The following is a 19964-nucleotide window of genomic DNA, read 5'->3' on the forward strand; positions in this document are numbered from 1 at the left end:
CTGCGACACCCTCTACGCCATGCTCCGCGACGGCACCCTCTACCAAGCCCAAACACCCAAAACCGCTTGACGAAAAACATAGGGACACTCTCACCTAACCGCCCTTTCCAGCGGACGCTCTCTCATCGAACCGCCCGTTTTCCCGGACGCTCTTTCACCTAACCCCCCTTTCCGGCGGATGCTCTCTCACCTAACCGCCGGTTCAGGCGCACGCTCTCTCATAGCAGCTTCAATCCAAGCCGAGGAAGTCCCGCAAAGATCGAAGCGAGGTGCTCTTTACAGCGTCCAAGGCACGTTGGATGTTGGCTTGCTGGGCAAGGGCTTCAATGTCGGAATCCTGCCGGGCGTCAAAGGGAGGGCCTTCGGACAAGGCCGCAACATTGGCGTTGGCCACGCCGTCAATTGACTCCACCAGCGAAATCATTGCTCGACGATGCTCGTCCAATAGCTCCGCCCAAACGCCCGGGGGCGCAATTGCCACCAGAGCCGGTAGAGTCGATTTATCAGGTGCCTTCCATTCGGCGGCGGCCGAAGAGGCCTCGACACTCCGGGCCAGTGATTCAAAACGAAGCTTTTCGAGGACTTTTTCCAGCTCGGCCGCGGTGATGTTCAACCGATGCCAACTCCCGGCGCGGAGGTGCAGAAGCTGGGTTTCAAGCAGGAAAAGCAGGAAATCCAGTTGTCTTCGTTCCCGCCAAAGCGTTGCTGACAGCTCATCCGCCCCCACGGTGCCCCCATCCCTTTTACCCCGTGGAAATAACGTTTCTGCAGGGTTTTGAATTTGTTGTGTCGAGCGTACACGCAGAGTCGTTTTCAGGTGATATGTTCTCTGAACACGTACCTGAAACGAAGTCCCTCATCGTCGCCGTGATTGGTCTCTAGGCGCCGACCGGAATTTGCGGTCAAAGGTTATGGCAACTCAATAATCCGGTCTCATGGGGGGACTTAAGTTTGAATCGCGAACAGCGCAACGAGCTGGTGTTGCAGCACCTTCCGCTCGTTGGTTACCTGGTCTCTGACCTTTGTGCGCGCGCATCTCATTTGTCGCGCGACGATTTTGCTTCTGTTGGTTCCATGGCGCTGATTACTTCGGCAGATTCCTTTGATCCGGACTTGGGTGTCCCGTTCGGTGCGTTCGCACGCCGTCGGATCATAGGTGCGTTCGCGGACGAGATGCGCGCGGGGGACTGGGCCACGCGCTCCGCCCGGAAGCGCATCAAGGAGACCCTGGCTATCCAGGAGACGCTCACCGGTGTTTTGGGCCGCGGCCCCAGCGTTGCCGAGATGGCATCGGCGCTGGGCGTGGAGCGGAGTTACGTTGAGGCGGCACTGGCAGACGCCGCCCGCACCTTGACGTCGCTGGATGAGGTAGTGGTGGACACGGTTGCTTCGGTTACCCCGTCCCCGGAGAACTCCGTCCTGGCTGACGAACGCATCAAGTACCTTCGCGCGGCCGTGGATGCCTTGCCGGACAAGATGCGCTTCGTCATCCAGGAGATCTACCTTTCCGGCCGCTCCGTGAAGGAGCTTGCGGAGGAGTTGGGGTCCACCCACGCTGCCGTGTCCCAGCAGCGCGCCGAGGGCATCCGCCTGATGCGGGACGGACTGGCCGCGCATTATGCCGACAACCCCGAGCAGGCCTTCGAACCGGAGTCTCGTATCACCGCTCGACGCCGGAACGACTACCTTTCCGCCCTGGCCACGGCGACCACCGGCGGTATCACCCGGACCCTGGGCCTCGGCTCGACACTCAACCAGGCAGTCTGAACGCAAACAGCCCGGGCCACTGGTGCGGCCCGGGCTGCTTCGATCATTCCGGTCACTGGGAACTGTGAATTGACAGGTATTCACGCAGGCCGGGAATAGCGAAATCGACGGCCCCGTATCCTGCAGCTTCGATCAGGCCGGCGTCCAGAAGTCTGGTTCGGTAGTTTCCGACGGCGTTTGGGCGCAGTCCGGTTCGCTTACCGATGTCGGTCGTGGACGACGGTCCGGCATCTTCGGCCATGGCCTGCAGGAAATCACGGTCCCTTTCGGAAGTGGTTGATAAGGCAGCTTCGATGACCACTCGCTCGTTTCGGCGACGAGCAGCCGTGATCGCACGGTCCACGGCCCCGGAATCGAGACCTGCAGGTGCTTTCTCGGCTTCTTGCCATAGGTAATAGCCGACCAGTTGGATCAGGAAGGGGTAGCCTCCGGTCGCCAGTGCGGCTGTCTCGGCAAGGCCCTCTGGGAGACCTTTTCCTGCGGCCATGAAAGTTTCACTGAAGGACTTTTGTACCTCAGCGATGGATGCGGCGTGAAGGTCAATCCGGTCTGCTCTGCGGAGAAAAGTCGCTACGCCCTCGTTGAGCAAGTCCGACACAGCTGCAGGAAGACCGGCGAAGATGAGTCCTATTGGGAGGCCTTCCCGGATGAAATGCTGTACGTCGGCGGCCAACTGGGATAGTTCCGTCCGATCGGCCGCGTGAATCTCATCGACGGTGATGACCAAGCCCGTGCCTCGCTGGTCCAACAGGCGGAGCAGTGCAGCGCCCCGTGCGCGCCAGTCAACTTGCTCCTCAGGGGCAAGTTGGGTGGTTACGGAGAATCCGGCAACGGAGAGGGCCGTTACCCGGCGTCCTGTGGGGCCATCTCCGAGATCGGTGGCTAGTCGGCGCATGGCCTCGCCGATACGCCCGAGGAAACCGGGGGTGGCGGTCTCAGAGATCACAGCCCAGCCATTTTCGATCGCCAGATCCTCGGCTGCGCCCAACATAACCGTCTTGCCGATGCCTCTTGCGCCGGTGAAAATTGTCAATAGCCCGGGTGCCCCTGAGCCGATACGTAGACCGTAGACGAACTCGTCAAGGACGCCGCCCCGGCCCACAAGATCTGGCGGGGTTGCGCCGGCAGTAGGGCGAAACGGGTTCTCCATTGGGACTCCTTGTGAATCCTTGTGAATCTTGTGAATCTTGTGAATCTCAATTTATCCGCTTACACCGATATGACAAAGCGCCGGGCTGCAGACCTGCACCCCGGCGCGAAGGACGCGCCTACTGCGCCTTCGGTACCCGGCGAAGTACGACGGCGGCAAGCACTGCCGCTCCTGCCATGAGTACCAGCCCAATCGCCGCAGTGATGTGGACACCCGATTCGAAGGCAACCCGGGCGGCCTGGGTCAACGCTTCCGACAGGGGCGCCGGGAGTGCCGAGGCGGCGTCCACTGCTCCGGCCAGCGTCTCCCCGGACTTGCCCGCAGCCTCCGAAGATACGCCGTCCGGAATGACGAGGTTGTGCTGGTACGAGGCCGTGAGGATGGACCCGAGCACGGCCGTGCCCAGCAGGGATCCCAGCTCGTAGCCGGTTTCCGAGATGGCCGAAGCCGCGCCGGATTTGTCGGCCGGGACGGAAGCCAGGATGAGGTCGTTGGAGATGGTTTCTGCGGCCCCCACGCCCACGGCCAGCACGGTCAAAGCGGAGAGCAGGAAGATTGGTCCGGTTCCGTGGTCTCCCGCCATAGCCACGAAATAGCCCACGGCGCTGAGCGTCAGCCCACCGGCTACCACGAATCCCGGACGGATCCGCTTCACCAGCGGGACCACCAGGAGACCGGCCACCACCGTTGCCAGGAGCGCTGGAATCATGGCGATTCCGGCTTCCATGGGTGACTGCCCTTCGATCAATTGCAGGTGCTGGGCGAAGAAGTAGATGAAGCCCGTCATGGAGAACAAGGACAGCACGTTTGCCACAATGGCCGTGCTGAACACCTTGTTGTGGAACAAGCGGACATCCAGCATGGGGCTGGAGAGTTGCTGCTGCCGGCGCACGAACAGCACACCCATCACCAAGCCGAACACCATGAAGGCAGCGGCGGATGCTCCGAATCCATGCACGGCGAGTTCTTTGATCCCGTAGACAAAGGGCGCCATGGTGAGCACGGACAGGACAATGCTTGGTACGTCCACGCGGCCCGGGTTGGCGTCCTTGGACTCAGGGATGAGCATCCGGCCGAAGGCGAGCAGCGGCAGGAGGAGGAAGGCTGCCACGAGGAACACGGCGCCCCACCAGAAGTGCTCCACGAGCCAGCCGCCGAAGATCGGGCCGAGCGCGGCGCCGCCGGAGAAACCCGCAGCCCAGACGGCAATAGCCAGCCGGCGACGGTTGGGGTCGGTGAAAATGTTCCGGATCAGGGACAGGGTGGAGGGCATCAGCATGGCGCCGAAGACGCCAAGCGCTGCGCGGCCCGCAATCAGCCATTCTGCGGAAGGCGCGAACGCCGTAGCAGCCGAAACCGCCGCGAAGCCTGTGCTGCCGATCAGGAGCAGCCGCCGTCGTCCGATCCTGTCGCCGAAGTTGCCCATGGATACCAACAGCGCGGCCAGAACCAGCGGGTAGGCGTCCACGATCCACAGGAGCTGGATGCCGCCGACTTCCAGTGAGCGGGCGATTTCCGGGAGGGCGAAGGTGAGCGCGGTGTTGTCGACGGCCACCAGGAGCACCGGGAACATCAGCAGTGCCAGGGCCGTCCAGTCACGCCACGGTGCGGTCTTGCCCGGAACCGGGCGCACAGAGGAACGGGGAGCGTGGGTTGAGGACGGCGAGAACATGATCTTTACTGTACCGTCCAGACGGTACAGTTTCAAATAGAACAAGACCGAGCTTTAGGGAATGATGGATCCATGCCGCGAAAACCAGTAGCCCGGGACGCCGTCCTGGACGCCTTTGAAGCACTCCTGATCGAAGTAGGGGAGCGTGCTGCCACCCTCGACGCCGTGGCCAGGCGCGCAGGCGTCTCAAAGGGTGGTTTGCTCTATCACTTCCCCAACAAGGAGTCGCTCATCAGTGCCCTGCTGGAGCGCCTGGATGACTTGGCCGAGGAAGATACCGAGCAGATGCAGGCGGCGCCCGATGGTGCCGCGGCCTACTTCATCCGCTCCTCGCTCTGGGCCGGAACCCCCATGGACAGGGCCTTTGTTGCGGCAACCAGGTTGGCCGAAGTGGCCCACGAGGAGACCCGCCGCCGGTTCGCGGCCATTCAACAACGGTGGCTTGACGTCCTTGCCGAGGACGTGGGCCCGGACGTTGCCAAGGCGATCAGCTACATGGGAGACGGACTCTATTTCAACGCCATGTTCGAGGGCGGGCAGGAAGCCGGCGGCGCCGGGCGGGAGGCCGACGTCGAGGTCCTCCTCGCGGTCCTGGACCGCCTGCGGAAGTAGCGGATCCTCCATTTGCCGCCGCGCTGCGGGCATAGGACAATTAACAACTGTGGTGTGCCTTCCCTGGCACGCCGCCTACAACTGCATAAAGCCTTTGATCTGCGGCGGGAGAGTCCTGCAGTACGAGATGCAGGCGCCGTAGGAGCAAATCCTCCCCAGGAATCTCTCAGGCCCATGCACCGCCGCGGATAGGCAACTCTGGAAAGCAGCAGGCAGTCCGGCCGGATTGTTGTGCTCACCGACGGTGCAAGCGGGTGGCTGTGCGGACAGCAACACGCGGAAACTCTCAGGTCCAATACAGAGCGGGGAGGAACCCGAGCCACTGTGGCGTACCCAAACGCCGCCCAAGTAATGGAGTTCCTTCGTGACGGTTAGTTCAGCCTCCACCACCTTCGTCGACCGGCATATCGGTGCCCGCCGCCAGGCCGACATTGACACCATGCTCAAGTCCGTCGGTTACGACTCCGTGGATTCCCTCGTGGACACCGCGGTTCCCAACGACATCCGCCAGGACGTTGCCCTCACCCTGCAGAACGCCCTTTCGGAGGTGGAGGTCCTCGCGGAACTGCGCAAGCTCGCCTCCAAGAACAAGACGGCAGTGCAGATGATCGGGCAGGGCTACTTCGACACCGTCACGCCGCCGGTGATCCGCCGCAACATCCTCGAATCGCCGGCCTGGTACACCGCGTACACCCCTTACCAGCCGGAAATTTCCCAGGGCCGCCTCGAAGCGCTGCTGAACTTCCAGACCATGGTCCAGGACCTCGTCGGCCTCCCGATCGCCAACGCCTCGCTGCTGGACGAAGCCACCGCCGTGGCCGAAGCCGTGCTGATGATGCGCCGCGCCAACAAGAACAAGGCCGCCCAGGATGGCAAGACTGTCCTCGACGCCGACTGCCTCCCGCAGACCATCGCGATCGTCAAGGGCCGCGCCGAGGCGCTTGGCTTTGACGTTGAGGTCGCGGACCTCGCCAACGGCCTCCCGGAAGGTGCCATCAACGGCGTCGTCCTCCAGCAGCCCGGCGTGTCCGGCCGCGTGTTCGACCACTCCGCCGTGATCGCTTCGGCAAAGGAGCGCGGTGCCCTGGTCACCGTCGCCGCCGACCTTCTCTCCCTCACGCTCATCACACCTCCGGGCGAGCAGGGCGCCGATATCGCCGTCGGCTCCGCCCAGCGCCTGGGCGTCCCGCTGTTCTTCGGCGGCCCGCACGCCGCCTACATGGCCGTCCAGAAGGGCCTGGAGCGTTCCATGCCGGGCCGCCTGGTGGGCGTTTCAAAGGACGACGCCGGTGTCCCCGCCTACCGCTTGGCGCTGCAGACCCGTGAGCAGCACATCCGCCGCGAGAAGGCCACGTCCAACATCTGCACCGCACAGGCACTCCTGGCGATCGTCGCCTCGATGTACGCCGTCTATCACGGTCCCGAAGGTCTGAAGGCGATCGCGGAAACCGCCCACGGCCACGCCCGCACCTTGGCCGCCTCCCTGAAGGCTGCCGGCGTCGAGGTCCTGCACGGTTCCTTCTTCGACACCATCACGGTCCGTGTCCCGGGTCGCGCCGCTTCGCTTGTGGCTGCCGCTGAAGAGCGCGGTATCAACCTGCGCGCGATCGACGCTGACACGGTGGGCATCTCGGTTGATGAAACCACGACGACGGCGATTGTCGCCGAGGTTGCGGCGGTGTTCGGTGCCTCCGTGGTTGAGTCAGCTGAGGGCTTCGCGCTGGAAGCTTCCATTGAACGCTCCAGCGAATACATGCAGCACCCCGTGTTCAACACGCACCGTTCAGAAACCCAGCTCCTGCGCTATATCCGCAAGCTCTCCGATCGGGACCTGGCGCTGGACCGCACCATGATCCCGCTGGGTTCGTGCACCATGAAGCTCAACGCTACGGCTGAGATGGAAGCCATTTCGTGGCCGGAGTTCGCTTCGATCCACCCGTTCGCTCCGGATTCCCAGACCGCTGGCTGGCGTGAACTCATCACGGATCTTGAGGCACAGCTGACGGAGATCACCGGCTACGACCAGGTCTCCATTCAGCCGAACGCCGGTTCGCAGGGTGAGCTGGCCGGCTTGCTCGCGATCCGCGGCTACCACCACTCCCGCGGTGACCAGCAGCGCAATGTCTGCCTGATCCCGGCTTCGGCCCACGGCACCAACGCTGCCTCGGCTGTGCTGGCTGGCATGAAGGTTGTGGTTGTGGCCACCGCCTCCGACGGCACCATCGACCACGATGACCTCAAGGCCAAGATCGAGGCCAACCGCGACGTGCTCTCGGCCATCATGATCACCTACCCGTCCACGCACGGTGTGTACGACGCCGACGTGCGCGAGGTCTGCGACGCGGTCCACGAGGCCGGCGGCCAGGTGTACATCGACGGCGCCAACCTCAACGCGCTTGTTGGCCTGGCGCAGCCGGGTAAGTTCGGCGGCGACGTGTCCCACCTGAACCTGCACAAGACCTTCTGCATCCCGCACGGTGGTGGTGGACCCGGTGTAGGCCCCGTGGCAGCCAAGGCACACCTTGCACCGTTCATGCCCGGTGACGCCACGTCCTGGACCGAAGGCAATGACGTTCCGATCTCGGCATCGCGCTTTGGCTCCGCCGGCGTGCTGCCCATTTCCTGGGCCTACGTGAAGCTCATGGGCGGCCAGGGACTCACCGAAGCCACCAAGTCCGCCCTGTTGGCTGCGAACTACATCGCTTCCCGCCTCAACGAGCACTTCCCGGTTCTCTACACCGGTGAAGGCGGACTTGTAGCCCACGAGTGCATCCTGGACCTCCGCGAGCTGACCGCGAAGACCGGCGTCACGGCTGAGGACGTGGCCAAGCGCCTCATCGACTTCGGCTTCCACGCCCCCACCCTTGCGTTCCCGGTTGCGGGCACGCTCATGGTTGAGCCGACGGAGTCCGAAGACCTCGTGGAGATCGACCGGTTCATCGAAGCCATGATCACCATCCGGGCCGAGATCGAACAGGTTGCTGTCGGGGACTTCTCCGTGCAGGATTCCCCACTCCGCCGCGCACCCCACACGGCAGCCGCCGTCGTGAGCTCCGACTGGGACCGTGCGTACCCGCGTGAGCAGGCCGCCTTCCCGGTCCACCACCTCAAACAGGACAAGTACTTCCCGCCTGTCGGCCGGATCGACGGTGCTGCGGGCGACCGCAACCTGGTGTGCTCCTGCCCGCCGATCGAAGACTTCGAGAACTAAGGACTGGTCATGACTGGGAAATACACGGCCCTCTACGAAGAGCACAAGAAGCTCGACGCCTCGTTCACCGACTTCGGTGGATGGGAGATGCCGCTCAAGTACACCTCCGAGCTGGCTGAGCACCACGCCGTGCGGAAGTCCGCCGGCCTGTTCGACCTCTCCCACATGGGCGAAGTCTGGGTCACTGGTCCGGATGCGGGTGCCTTTCTGGACTACGCGCTGGTGGGCAAGCTGTCCGCTATCGCTGACGGTAAGGCCAAGTACTCGCTGATCTGCCAGGAAGACGGCGGAATCATCGACGACCTCATTGTCTACCGCCGCGGTCCCGAAAAGTTCCTGGTGGTACCCAACGCCGGAAACGCTCCCGTTGTTGCTGCGGCGCTCCTGGTGCGTGCCGCCGGGTTCGACGTCGTGGTGGAAGACGCCTCCTCCGAGACCTCGCTCATCGCGGTCCAAGGACCCCTCGCCGAAGCCATTCTCCTGCGCCTGGTCCCGGCGGAGCAGCACGCGCTCGTCACGGAACTGAAGTACTACGCCGCGGTTGACGTGACCTTCCTGGTAGCCGGCAGCGGCCAGGACCTGCTCCTGGCACGTACCGGATACACCGGCGAAGACGGCTTTGAGATCTTTGTGCCCAACGAATCAGCCGCAGCCCTGTGGCAGGCCATTTCCGCAGTTGCCGAAGAGGGCGAGTTGATTCCGGCTGGCCTCGCCTCCCGTGACTCGCTGCGCCTCGAAGCTGGCATGCCCCTCTACGGCAATGAACTCTCCCGCGAAGGCAACCCCTTTGCCGCTGGGCTTGGACCCGTAGTGGCACTGTCCAAGGAAGGCGACTTTGTTGGCAAGGAAGCCCTCGCTGCTTTGAAAGCTTCAGGGGCTGGGGTCTCCACTGGCCGCAAGCTCGTTGGCCTCAAGGGCCTCGGACGCCGTGCCGGCCGTTCGCACTACCCGGTCCTGAAGGACGGCGTAGTGGTGGGCGAAGTGACCTCCGGCCAGCCCAGCCCGACGCTCGGGTACCCCGTAGTTCTTGCCTACGTCGACGTGGCCCTTGCTGAGCCGGGGACTGCGCTGGACGTGGACCTGCGCGGCAAGGCCGAGCCCTTCGAAGTGGTCGCACTGCCGTTCTACAAGCGCCAGAAGTAAGCCGCAGATGGCAGCCCCTTCGGGGCCGGTATCCGGAAGCGGGCGTCTAAGGGAGCCTCGCGTCCGCCCAGCGGGCGCCCCGGCGACCGAGCCCGCGGAGGATGCCGGACCTGACGGGCGCAAGGCGACCCGTCGCACGGCCAACCCAGCCACAGATTTGTCCATACAACGTTAGGAAAAAGAATGCCCAAAGTAGCGCCTGAACTTCAGTACTCCGACGAGCACGAGTGGGTTTTGCGTGGGGAGGGGAACTCGGTGTCTGTCGGCATCTCCGAGGTTGCCACCGACGCGCTCGGTGACATCGTGTATGTCGACCTGCCCGAGGTTGGTTCCACCGTGACTGCAGGCGAGACCTGTGGCGAAGTTGAGTCCACCAAGTCCGTCTCGGACCTGTACTCCCCGGTCACCGGTGAGGTCACGGAGATCAACGACGCCGTAGTGTCCGATCCCGCCCTCATCAACAACGATCCCTACGGCGAAGGCTGGCTCTTCAAGGTCGCCGCCGAGTCCGACGGGCCGCTGCTCTCGGCCGAGGAATACGCCTCCAAGAACGGTGGGGACCTGGCCTAGGTCCTGTCTGACCCGTTGGGGCCACCTACGATTGGTCGTCCCGCCGATTCGTGGGCTCGCTGCGGGTTGTGCCGTGCGCACGGCATGTTCCGCAGCGATGCCCCGAATCGGGCTCGCGCTGAGCGGAGTCTGTTCGCTGTCAGTGCCTAGTGCCATGCTGTATCCATGAGCGGGGGATATGACAGGGATTTCTTGCGGGCACGCCTAGAGCTGCCCAGTCCGTCGGCGACGACGATTCTGTTGGACTATACGCATTTCTCCGTGCGTTTCCGGACGGCCCGGAAACTGGCGGCGATCGTGGGTGTCAACATCAGCGGTAGTGAGCTGAACCCGTTGGCACGTGAGGGCACTTGGCATTTCGATGAACGGGTCCCCAAGGAACAGCAGGCCGGGCCTGACGTCTACAAGAACAACGCCTTTGACAGAGGCCACTTGGTCCGGCGCCTGGATCCCGTGTGGGGTGACCAAGCGACAGCCAAGAAGGCCAACCAGGACACGTTCGCCTTCACCAATGCCGCGCCGCAAGTGGACGACTTCAACCAGGGCAAGGAGCTTTGGGTAGGGCTTGAGGACCACGTCCTGGAGCACGCAGATTCGTTCGATGCCAAGCTCAGCGTGTTTACTGGTCCGGTACTGCTCGACGACGACCCGCCCTACCGGGGCGTTCAGGTGCCAAGGAAATTCTGGAAGATCGCTGCCTGGACCAATGACGCCAAGCTGGGTGCTGCCGGCTTCATCCTGGATCAGTCACCCTTGCTGGGAAGGGTGGAGTTGAAGAAGGCCATCACCGAGCGGCTCCTCGAGGGCGAACCTCCGCCCCTGGGACCTTTCAGGACGTTCCAGGTTCCCATAGGTGAAATCGCGGACCTCACCGGGCTAAGCCTCAGCCGGCTCACCAATGGCGACCGGCTGGCCAGCGGCCAACGCGAGCTGGGCAAAGCGCCGAAGGCAATACAACTGGAGAGCATGGAGCAGATCAAGCTCTAGTAAGCGTTCTCGTGCCCGTTGAATTGCTTGGCATCGGTGGCGGGTTTCCTCATCACAGAAGTTCAGTCTAGGCAGACAAGCATCCCAAGCGCATGGCGCCTGGGATGCTTGCGTCCGCGGCCTCCGGTTCTACTTCACCATGCCTGTGGGCTGTCCTGTTGAGAACTCGAAGATGCCGATTTCGGTGACTCCGTCGATGTCGTAGATTGGTACAGTCACCGGAAGGTCCCCCCTATTTTCCTGCCACCTCAATGCTTCCTCGGGCGACTTAAATATCGAAGGGTCACCTGTTGCAACTTTCCGCTCGCTGTTCTTCATATACCCAAGCTTTCCGTTAGTGGCATAAGCGCGGATAAGATCCGGTTCAGCGATCTGTCCGTTGATTTCAACTGGAATTCCGTATGTTTGACCATCCTTGTTCTTTTCAAAACCGGCGTCACCCTCGAACTGAGTACGTTCCGGGATGTCTATAGATGTCGTCAGAGTGGGCTGGGCCGTGGCTTGAGCAATGCCAATACCTGCACCACCCAGCAGTGCCGCGGCTAAGAGTGCCGTGATGGCCCTTTGCTTGAATTTCTTGTTTTTCATTTTCGCTCCTGATGATCGACTCACGGATTCTGGACCTTGCCTGGGATGGTGGTGTACCAGTCGTAGAAACCTCCCGAATTCCAAGCCCAGGAGTCCCCGTCGCTGTAGAAGTACCTGAATCCGCTGCCGAAGTAGTAGTGGGCGCTGTAACCGTTGTAGTCGCCAGGGCACAGGGTCGCCGATGAGTAGTAGACGACACTTTCCGCTCTAAAAGCGGCCGCTGTGCCGGTTGCGCTACTCTCGAACACCTTTCCTCTGATGGCAATGGAGCCTGGAGACACGCAGTGCGTGTCGGGGCCGCTTCTCGTTTCCCCTAGTGCGCTACCGGCGGTGACGTTGATGTTCGCTTGGTTCCAGTACCGGATCCCGCTCACCGTGTAAACGCCACGGTCGCCGGCAGCGTATCCGGCGTAGGCCGCGGATGGTATGAGCGCCAATCCAGTGGCAAAGCCGCCCGCCAGAAGTACTTTCTTCATGATTCGCACGTAATCCCCGATCATTGCGTTGAATAAGCTGATGTCTAAATCTGGTGGAGTGGCTCAATGTAACAGCCATGGTTCGCTGAGACAACCAAAATAATAAGAATATTTTGGTTCGCAGTGAATGAGATTCTACGAACAGAGTTGTTTGATTCCCAAGTTACGTCAACCAGAGACTCTGGTGCATTTGGAGATAACCCGGAAAAGGGCCTCTGCGTGCTAATTTTCGTTTCTAAAATGCCCAAGCTTGGCTATTTTGTGAAACTCTGTGGTCAAAATTGGCCCCGAAATGCCCCAAAGGTGGCCCTGTGTCAAGATGAGCCGGGTCCTACGCCAGGGCCCGGACCTTGTGGCGGGCTATGCTCGCGTCCTGCTTTGACGGTGCAGTGATGGATGCATGTCGCTACTAACCTTCGAACGCCTGGACTACGGCGGGAATCGGGCGATTTACCCATGCCCGATAGACTGGATCCTGCATGTCCCCATGCGCCCTACGCTTTGAACACTGCACTGAACCCTGAGATTGGACACGGCCACCTTGCGAGAATTTACCGCCCGCTTTGCCACCGCCGAGGAAATCGATAACTGGGACAAGCACGTCACGGCCAACCCCAACGGTGGCAATATGCTGCAGTCGGATGCCTATGCGGCGGTCAAGGACGGCAACGGCTGGCTGGTCCGCAGGCTCGTCGTCGAGACCGCTGAGTACTCCAGCTACAACCTGCTGCTGGAGAAGAAGTTCCCCGTCCTGGGCCGGCTCTGGTACCTCATCAAGGGACCGGACGCTGCCGCCGTCGAAGACATCAAACCGATGCTCACTGCCGTTGCCAGGCTGGCACGCGAACAGAAGATGAACGTCTTCACCATCAAGATAGAGCCCGACGTCGTGGAGTCACCTGAGGTGATTGCGCAACTGAAGGCGGCGGGCTTGGTGAAGGCCCCCAATATCCAGTCCAATGACTCCACCGCGATTCTGGACACCAGCAAGCCCAGCAATGAGGTTCTCCGGAGTATCTCGTCCCGTGCCCGCAACGCAGTCCGCAGGGCCGAGCGCGAAGGCTGTGAAGTTCTCCAGGAAGAAGCCGGTGAGCAAAGCTACAAGAAGCTCTACGCCCTCATGCAGAACACGGTGAACGCCAAGGGCGCCATGCCACTGCGCAGCTACGACTACTACGCGAAGTTCTGGAACGAGTTCAGCAGTCGCGGCCAGGGTCACTTCTTCTTTGTCTACGAGGACGGCCAGCCCAGCGTGGGCGCGTTCGTCATCAACTACGGGTCGAAGGCCACGTATAAGGACGGCGGCTCCACCCAGAACCGGAAACAGTACGGCGATTCGCACCTGACGCAATGGGCCGCGATCCAGCGCATGCAGGAACTTGGCTGTGTCGAGTACGATTTCTGCGGCACTCCAAGTGCGGCAAAAATCAAGGACAAGAGCCACCCCCTCTACGGCCTCGGATCATTCAAGACGAGCTTCACCAAGACGGTCACGGATTTCGTCGGCTGCTATGACCTGGTCCTGAGCCCACTCCGGTACAAACTGTGGCTCAAGGGCGGAGAGAAAGTGTTCCGGCGCCTTGAAACCATGCGTACCGGCGGCCAGTTCTACTAAAGAACACCAGCAGACAAAAGGCCCGCCCCGGCCACCAACGGGCGCACATCCAACAAGATGAGGTAATTTTCTTTGACTCCGATCGAGGCTGGAACAGACATGGAATTTGTGATTCTCAGTGACGCGGACTTCGAGACCTTCGCCAAGGGACACCCGCAGGGGAGTTTCATCCAGTCCATGGAACTTACCCGGTTCCAAAGGGCCCGCGGGCAGGAAGTGGAGCTTTTCGGCATCAACCGCGGTGGCAGCTTGATCGCCGCCGGCAAGATCGTCTACACCTCCAACCGCGTTGGCTACAAGGTGGCAGACTGCGCCAAGGGACCACTGATGGACTACAGCGACGCAGCAGCGGTGAGGCCCGTCGTCGAGCTTTTGAAGAAGCACGCTGCTTCGAAGAAGGCAGCGGAGCTGCGCATTTCTCCGAACGTGAAGTACATAGCCCGGGACGAGGACGGCGCGGAGCACCCCGAGGTGGAGGACAACCGGCCGCTCCTCAAGGAACTTGAGGGGCTCGGTTTCCAGCACCAGGGCTTCGACATGAACTTCGCCAACATCAACTGGATGTTCATCAAGACCCTGGACGGCGTGGCGGACTCCGAAGAGCTCATCATGGGCATGAACTACCGCACCCGTAAGGCCATCCGGAAGGCCGAGAAGAACGGCGTGTACCTGGAACAGGCCACGCTGGAGACGCTGGACGACTTCTACAACGCCCTCAAGACCGCGGGCGACGAGAAGGGCTTCACGTACCGCGAACGCGAGTACTACGAGCAACTGCTCCGCAATACCTCTGATGAGTTCACCAAGCTCATGATGGCCAAGATCAACATCCCCGAGTACCGCGCGTCCATTACCGAGCGGCTGGAGGCGGAGTCCAAGACCCTGAACGACCTCAAGCGCGAGGTCGAGGAAACCGGCAGCAAGAAGAAGGCCAACCGGGTCAAGGTTGTCCAGGACCTGGTGGACAGCTACGAACGCAGCCTCAAGGACATCGAACGCTTCCCGGATTCCGTAGGTGTGGCCACCGTGGCTGCGATCCACTTTGCCTGCTCCGGCGACGAACTGACTTGCGTGATCGGCGGAACCGTCCAGGATTACATCTACTTCAACGGCGCAACGTCCCTCTACTGGGGCATGATGCTGCACGCCTTGAACAACGGCTACTCCAGGTACAACTTCTATGGCACGTTCGGCATCCAGGGCCAGGACGAGACCGGCCACGGCGGGTACGAGTTCAAGAAGGGCTTCGGCGGCGAGGTGGTCCAGTTGTTGGGCGACTTCGTGGCCCCTGTCAGCCCCGTAAAGTACACCGCCTACCGCGCGGTCAGGAAGCTTGCAGGAGCCGCCCAGACGGTTCTGGGAAACTTGCGAAACCCAGGACAATTGCCGGTCATAGGAAAACTCCTCAAGAGTAACTAAGCCAAAGGAGGATTGCTGCATGACTGAACGCCCGGAGGGCACCGGCGGCAGGCCTCACACGGACGGCTTGCCGAAGACCCAGCCGCTGCGGCCGTCGCAGGTGCGACAGAACGCCAACGCCAAACGCATGCTGATGCGGTTGGTCCAAGGCGATAGTCCACCTACGGCGCCCATGAGCATCGTGGACCGCCTGGCTGGAAGCCCCTACGCCAACCCCACCATCCAGGTGGCCGGTATGGACGCTTCAGCCCGCAAGACCATCGACTTCGCCCTGCACCTTGCCGAGGCCATGTTCCGCTACGGCGCAGGCGCGTTGGAAGTGGAGACCAGCATGATTGCGGTCACCGCTGCGCTTGGGTTGAAGAACGTCGAGGTTGATATCACCAACCAGTCGGTGGCCATCAACTATGCGCCGAAGGACCAAACGCCCATCACGCTCCTCCGCGTCGTGCGATCGTGGACCAACAACTACGCCGGGCTCGCCCAAGTGCACCAGCTGGTCTCGGACATTGTGGCCGGGGGAGTGGGACGAGACGAAGCCGTTCGGCGGTTGACCGAGATCACCCGGAGCGCCAAGCCCTTCCCACGGTGGATGGTCACCGTTGCCTTCGGTGTGTTCGCCGCGGTTTTCGTGGGTGTACTGGGCGGCGGACCGGGGGCTTCCGCCCTCGCCTTTGCATCCAACATGCTGATCAGTCTCCTGGCGCGCCAGTTGATTCGCTGGCGGACACCGGACTTCTTTGTCACCATGGCGAGTTCATTCGTGGTCACCTTTGTTGCCCTGATGCTGCGCTGGGCAGGCGCGGACATCGCTCCGTCCATTGTGGTGGCCGGCGGTATCCTGCTGCTGCTCCCGACGGGCAGGCTCGTCTCGTCGGTACAGGATGCGATCAACGGCTTCCCAGTGACAGCGGCCGGCCGTTTCCTCTCCACCCTGCTCACCTTCGGTGCCATCGTGGCAGGCATTGGCGTCGCCGTCGTGGTCGGAACGCTGATGGGCAGCCAGGTCCTCGACGTCACCAATACCTTCCCACCCGCCTACCCCCTGTGGGGGCAAGCGATCCTGATCGCGATCGCCGTGGTGGCCATCGGCGTTACCGAACAGACAAAAATGCGGCTGTTACTCCCGACGGCGGCAGTCGGCTTGGTGGGCTTCTTCGTTTTGTGGGGGGTTGGCGAACTCGGTCTTGGCGACCGCTTGTCACCCGCCATTTCGGCAGTGGTCATCGGTCTGCTGGGTCGTGTGGTCGCCCTGAAGCTTGGCGCTCCACAGTTGGTGGTCGCCGTTCCTGCAGCCTTGATCCTGCTGCCGGGCCTGACGATCTTCCGGTCGATGTATGCACTGACCGTCGAAGGGGGCGACATCCTCGCGGGTGCGGGCGGGATGCTCAACGCCGGAGCCATTGTCCTCGGTGTGGCCGCAGGAATCGTGCTCGGCGACAACCTTGCCAGGCCACTGACGAAGGGCCTGTCCAGCAACGAGCGGCGGAGGGTTCGGCGCCGCTAGATCTTGCTAGATCTTCCCGACGGGCAGTTTCTTCTCGGCCTGGAACACTTCCTCTACCCGGCCCTGTGCCCAGTATCCGGACAGGGACACCTGGGAGCGTTCCAGGCCGTGCTGCACGAAGAAGATCTCACGCAGGCCTTTCATATAGCCGCGCTCTCCGTGTGCGAAGACATCCACTCGTCCGGGCAGCCATTCGAGGTTGCGGAGGGCGTCGAGCAGGATCTCGCTGGATCCGGCCGGCACTCCGTTGCGCTGCAGCCAGTGCAATTCCACGCCCGACGGAGCAGCGATGGGCAGGATGTCCTCGGCACTGTCCACTTCCAGGAAGGCGAATCCGCGGGCGTCCGGCCCCAGCGCCTCAATGCATGCTGCGATGGCCGGGATTGCGGCGTCGTCGCCGGCGAACAGGTACCAGTCTGCGTCGGGCGACGGGTTGTACGCGCCACCGGGGCCGGTGAAGACCAGCCTGTCTCCGGGTTCTGCCGCGGCGGCCCAGGGACCCGCGAGCCCTTCGTCGCCGTGGACCACAAAGTCTATGGCCAGTTCCTGGGCTGCCAGGTCCACCCAGCGGATGGTGTACGTCCGGGTGTGCGGCCACTGCTCCCGCGGCATGGTCTCCCGGATGGCCCAGAGATCCAGCGGCAGTTCGTAGTCCACGCCGGGCTGGGGGAAGACGATCTTCACGTAGCGGTCCACGAACTCGTTGTTCGCGTAGTCGCTGAAGCCGGGCCCGCCCGCTACGATCCGCACCATGTGCGGCGAAAGGCGTTCCTTGCGCAGCACCACCAGGTTGGTCTGGGGTCGTGTTTGGCGGTTGGCGGACGACGTCACAGGAAGAGCAGCAGGCATGAAGGTAAGCCTAAGCTAATTGGCTGCACGCGGCCTGGGTATGAGTCGAAAGTTACACCCAACCCTCTCTCACCGAATGCCCCCCTTCTGACGGACCCTCTCTCACCGACCGCCCGCTTTTGGCCGACGCTCTCTCACCGACCGCCCGCTATTGGCCGACGCTCTCTCACCGACCGCCCCCTTTTAGCCGACGCTCTCTCACCGACCGCCCGCTATTGGCCGACGCTCTCTCACCGACCGCCCGCTATTGGCCGACGCTCTCTCACCGACCGCCCGTTTTTTAGCCGACGCTCTCTCATCGAACGCCCCTTTCTGACGGACCCTCTCTCACCGAATCCTGCCGAGCACTCGCCGGTGAGAGAGGGCTCGTGGAAATGGGTGGTTTGGTGAGAGAGGGCTCGTGGAAATGGGTGGTTTGGTGAGAGAGCGTCCGGGGTGGGGGCTAGAGAACGGGGAGTTCCCAATCGATTGGCCCGGCACCCTGGTCTGCGAGCAGGGCGTTGGTTCGGCTGAACGGCTTGGACCCGAAGAACCCCCGGGACGCGGACAGCGGACTTGGATGGACAGACACGATCGACGGCGCGCCGTTCAGCAACGGCCCCACGGACTCCGCGTCCTTCCCCCACAGGATCGCGACGAGCGGCTTCTGCTTTCCACCGGCGTCGGTGCGGTTCGCGACGGCGGTGACGGCCGCCGTCGTGATTGCCTCCCACCCCTTGCCGCGGTGCGAGCCGGCGTTTCCCGCCGCGACGCTGAGCACGCGGTTCAACAGCAGGACACCTTGGTCCGACCACGCTGTGAGGTCGCCGTGGATGCGCGGCGGCAGCCCCAGATCATCGTGGAGTTCCCGGTAGATATTGGCCAGGCTTCGCGGGATGGGACGGGTTTCGCGGGACACCGAGAAGGAAAGCCCGACGGCGTGTCCCGGCGTTGGATACGGGTCCTGGCCGAGTAGGAGCACCTTGACGTCCGCCAGGGGCTGTTGGAAGGCCCGCAGGAGGTTGGAGGCCGCCGGAAGGACCTGCGTCCCCTGTCCGGCCTGATTGGCCACGAAGGCCAACGCCTCGTAGAGCTCCCCCTCAACGGGGCGAAGGGCTCTTGCCCAGTCGGGAGCCATGAGTTCCTCGAGGGGCCTGTTGAGCAGCTCGCCGAAGTCCTGGATTGCAGTGTTGTCGGGTTCAAGGTCAAAGAGTGCATCCTCGCCAGTCACCCGGCCATTGTCCCTTGCCCGGGCTGCGCGGGCGAATGACAGGCTTGTTATTCGCCCGTAACATAGGGGGAGGACATTTTCCCCAACAAGCGTCGAAGGAGTGTGCCGTGGCCGAACCAGCACCGGAACCGATGGCGCCGCAGGCAACGGGTTTTGCCCTGGAAGACCTTGCGGCCGGCGTCCGCAGCGACTCGCCGTTGAGCGAGCGGGACCAGCAGATGCTGGCCTTGGAACGGCAGTGGTGGAAGTACGCGGGAGCCAAGGAACAGGCTATCCGGGAACTCTTCGATCTCTCAGCCACGCACTACTACCAGATCCTCAACGCACTCATCGACACCGAGGACGCATTGGCGCACGATCCCATGCTGGTCAAGAGACTGCGTAGACTACGTACGTCCCGCCAACGCGCGCGGACAGCGCGGCGCTTGGGGTCGGACGCGTAAATCGCCAGGCTGATCTGTCAGCAGCAACCAGCAAGGACAACGCTTCACCATGACCAAATTTGCCAAGGATGAATTCGACCGGGTCCCGCAGAACGCGTCCCGGCAAGGCGTGCACCGCGACGCCACGGAGACAGCCCGCCCCACGTTGTGGCCTGTCCTGACCGTGGGAGCTGTTGCCCTGGTGCTCGGCCTGGTCGCTTTCCTGATCCTGCCGCGTCTTGGTTTCGTGGCTCCCGTTGCATCGTCCAGCACTTCCGCGCCGGCGTCGCAGCAGAGCGAGCCGGCGCCTTCGGCGACTCCCTCCGAGACGGGCAGCGCCCCCATCGCCTCGGGTGAACCCACGCCCTCCGAGTCTGCGTCGACAATCCCGTCTACGGCCCCGCTGGACAAGACCACGGCGGTGGCCGTTTACAACGGCACCGCGACGGCGGGCCTCGCCAGCCGCGTCGCCGGAATCGTCCAGGGTGATGGTTGGGCACTCGGCACCGTCGGAAACTGGGGCGGGCTGCCGCAGCAGACTTCGGTTGTGTTCTACAACGCCCCGGACCAGAAGGCGAACGCCGAGGCAGTTGCCGCCCTCCTGCGCATCACCTCGGTAGTGGAGTCCCCGGAAGTCCAGCAGCCGCTGGTGGTTGTTGTGGGACCCGGCTACCAGTAAGCCCGTGCGCTCCAGCCATCCCGGTTAAGCCTCAATAACAAAAACGCTGCCCTGCCTTCGGGCGGCAGCGCGGGTGCCGTGACTGTG

18 protein-coding genes and 1 riboswitch are annotated in these 19964 nt (G+C 62.7%); of the genes, 11 read left to right on the forward strand and 7 right to left on the reverse strand.

Annotated features, from left to right (window positions below; all coding sequences use genetic code 11):
- Positions 1 to 229: 229 nt before the first annotated feature.
- The gene (flgN, locus tag ACIPV6_RS13820; RefSeq protein ID WP_400271424.1) at positions 230 to 727 is read right to left on the reverse strand and encodes a flagellar export chaperone FlgN; all 498 of its coding nucleotides are present in this window, start codon (positions 725 to 727) and stop codon (positions 230 to 232) included.
- 224 nt (positions 728 to 951) lie between these two features.
- Between flgN and ACIPV6_RS13825 the strand changes: the two genes are divergently transcribed.
- Positions 952 to 1767: a sigma-70 family RNA polymerase sigma factor gene (locus tag ACIPV6_RS13825; protein WP_400271425.1), complete on the forward strand. Its 816-nt coding sequence runs from the start codon at positions 952 to 954 to the stop codon at positions 1765 to 1767.
- 52 nt (positions 1768 to 1819) lie between these two features.
- Here ACIPV6_RS13825 and ACIPV6_RS13830 read toward each other — a convergent pair whose 3' ends face one another.
- A complete protein-coding gene (locus ACIPV6_RS13830) occupies positions 1820 to 2917 on the reverse strand; it encodes an AAA family ATPase (RefSeq protein WP_400271426.1) in 1098 nt (365 codons plus the stop codon).
- Positions 2918 to 3035: 118 nt separating this feature from the next.
- Positions 3036 to 4589, reverse strand: coding sequence for an MFS transporter (locus ACIPV6_RS13835; RefSeq protein ID WP_400271427.1), 1554 nt, complete (start codon positions 4587 to 4589; stop codon positions 3036 to 3038).
- A gap of 72 nt (positions 4590 to 4661) precedes the next feature.
- Between ACIPV6_RS13835 and ACIPV6_RS13840 the strand changes: the two genes are divergently transcribed.
- From ACIPV6_RS13840 to ACIPV6_RS13860, 5 genes are all read left to right on the forward strand, one after another.
- Positions 4662 to 5201, forward strand: a complete 540-nt coding sequence (locus ACIPV6_RS13840) for a TetR/AcrR family transcriptional regulator (RefSeq protein WP_400271428.1) — start codon at positions 4662 to 4664, stop codon at positions 5199 to 5201.
- A 95-nt stretch (positions 5202 to 5296) separates the two neighbouring features.
- A riboswitch (glycine riboswitch) is annotated at positions 5297 to 5393 on the forward strand.
- A gap of 172 nt (positions 5394 to 5565) precedes the next feature.
- Positions 5566 to 8412, forward strand: coding sequence for an aminomethyl-transferring glycine dehydrogenase (gene gcvP / locus ACIPV6_RS13845; RefSeq protein ID WP_400271429.1), 2847 nt, complete (start codon positions 5566 to 5568; stop codon positions 8410 to 8412).
- 9 nt (positions 8413 to 8421) lie between these two features.
- On the forward strand, positions 8422 to 9555 hold the full coding sequence (gcvT, locus tag ACIPV6_RS13850) for a glycine cleavage system aminomethyltransferase GcvT (RefSeq protein WP_400271430.1): 1134 nt from the start codon (positions 8422 to 8424) through the stop codon (positions 9553 to 9555).
- 183 nt (positions 9556 to 9738) lie between these two features.
- The gene (gene gcvH / locus ACIPV6_RS13855) at positions 9739 to 10125 is read left to right on the forward strand and encodes a glycine cleavage system protein GcvH (protein WP_400271431.1); all 387 of its coding nucleotides are present in this window, start codon (positions 9739 to 9741) and stop codon (positions 10123 to 10125) included.
- Between the two features lie 165 nt (positions 10126 to 10290).
- On the forward strand, positions 10291 to 11112 hold the full coding sequence (locus ACIPV6_RS13860; RefSeq protein ID WP_400271432.1) for a DNA/RNA non-specific endonuclease: 822 nt from the start codon (positions 10291 to 10293) through the stop codon (positions 11110 to 11112).
- A 129-nt stretch (positions 11113 to 11241) separates the two neighbouring features.
- On the opposite strand, the gene ACIPV6_RS13865 is transcribed toward ACIPV6_RS13860, so the two are convergent.
- Positions 11242 to 11700, reverse strand: coding sequence for a hypothetical protein (locus ACIPV6_RS13865; protein ID WP_400271433.1), 459 nt, complete (start codon positions 11698 to 11700; stop codon positions 11242 to 11244).
- 20 nt (positions 11701 to 11720) lie between these two features.
- Positions 11721 to 12176: a hypothetical protein gene (locus ACIPV6_RS13870; RefSeq protein WP_400271434.1), complete on the reverse strand. Its 456-nt coding sequence runs from the start codon at positions 12174 to 12176 to the stop codon at positions 11721 to 11723.
- A gap of 526 nt (positions 12177 to 12702) precedes the next feature.
- Here ACIPV6_RS13870 and ACIPV6_RS13875 point away from each other — a divergent pair.
- From ACIPV6_RS13875 to ACIPV6_RS13885, 3 genes are all read left to right on the forward strand, one after another.
- A complete protein-coding gene (locus ACIPV6_RS13875; protein WP_400271435.1) occupies positions 12703 to 13791 on the forward strand; it encodes a lipid II:glycine glycyltransferase FemX in 1089 nt (362 codons plus the stop codon).
- Positions 13792 to 13890: 99 nt separating this feature from the next.
- The gene (locus ACIPV6_RS13880; protein WP_400271436.1) at positions 13891 to 15210 is read left to right on the forward strand and encodes a peptidoglycan bridge formation glycyltransferase FemA/FemB family protein; all 1320 of its coding nucleotides are present in this window, start codon (positions 13891 to 13893) and stop codon (positions 15208 to 15210) included.
- Positions 15211 to 15229: 19 nt separating this feature from the next.
- Positions 15230 to 16717 (forward strand): threonine/serine exporter ThrE family protein, encoded by a 1488-nt coding sequence (locus ACIPV6_RS13885; RefSeq protein ID WP_400271437.1) that lies wholly within the window; start codon positions 15230 to 15232, stop codon positions 16715 to 16717.
- A gap of 6 nt (positions 16718 to 16723) precedes the next feature.
- Here the strand turns inward: ACIPV6_RS13885 and ACIPV6_RS13890 are convergent, their stop codons facing one another.
- Together ACIPV6_RS13890 and ACIPV6_RS13895 are read right to left on the reverse strand one after the other, a co-directional pair.
- Entirely contained in the window at positions 16724 to 17566 is an 843-nt protein-coding gene (locus ACIPV6_RS13890; protein WP_400271438.1) for a siderophore-interacting protein, read from the reverse strand.
- Positions 17567 to 18008: 442 nt separating this feature from the next.
- Complete coding sequence (locus ACIPV6_RS13895; RefSeq protein WP_400271439.1) at positions 18009 to 18776, reverse strand: uracil-DNA glycosylase; 768 nt, start codon at positions 18774 to 18776, stop codon at positions 18009 to 18011.
- A gap of 107 nt (positions 18777 to 18883) precedes the next feature.
- Between ACIPV6_RS13895 and ACIPV6_RS13900 the strand changes: the two genes are divergently transcribed.
- Entirely contained in the window at positions 18884 to 19219 is a 336-nt protein-coding gene (locus tag ACIPV6_RS13900; RefSeq protein WP_387438035.1) for a DUF3263 domain-containing protein, read from the forward strand.
- A gap of 49 nt (positions 19220 to 19268) precedes the next feature.
- Positions 19269 to 19877 carry a LytR C-terminal domain-containing protein gene (locus ACIPV6_RS13905; protein ID WP_400271440.1) on the forward strand — a complete coding sequence of 203 codons (609 nt, stop codon included), beginning with the start codon at positions 19269 to 19271 and terminating at the stop codon, positions 19875 to 19877.
- Positions 19878 to 19964 lie beyond the last annotated feature (87 nt).

The sequence above is a fragment of the Paenarthrobacter sp. NPDC089988 genome (assembly GCF_044748465.1).
In the GTDB taxonomy this organism is placed as follows: domain Bacteria; phylum Actinomycetota; class Actinomycetes; order Actinomycetales; family Micrococcaceae; genus Arthrobacter.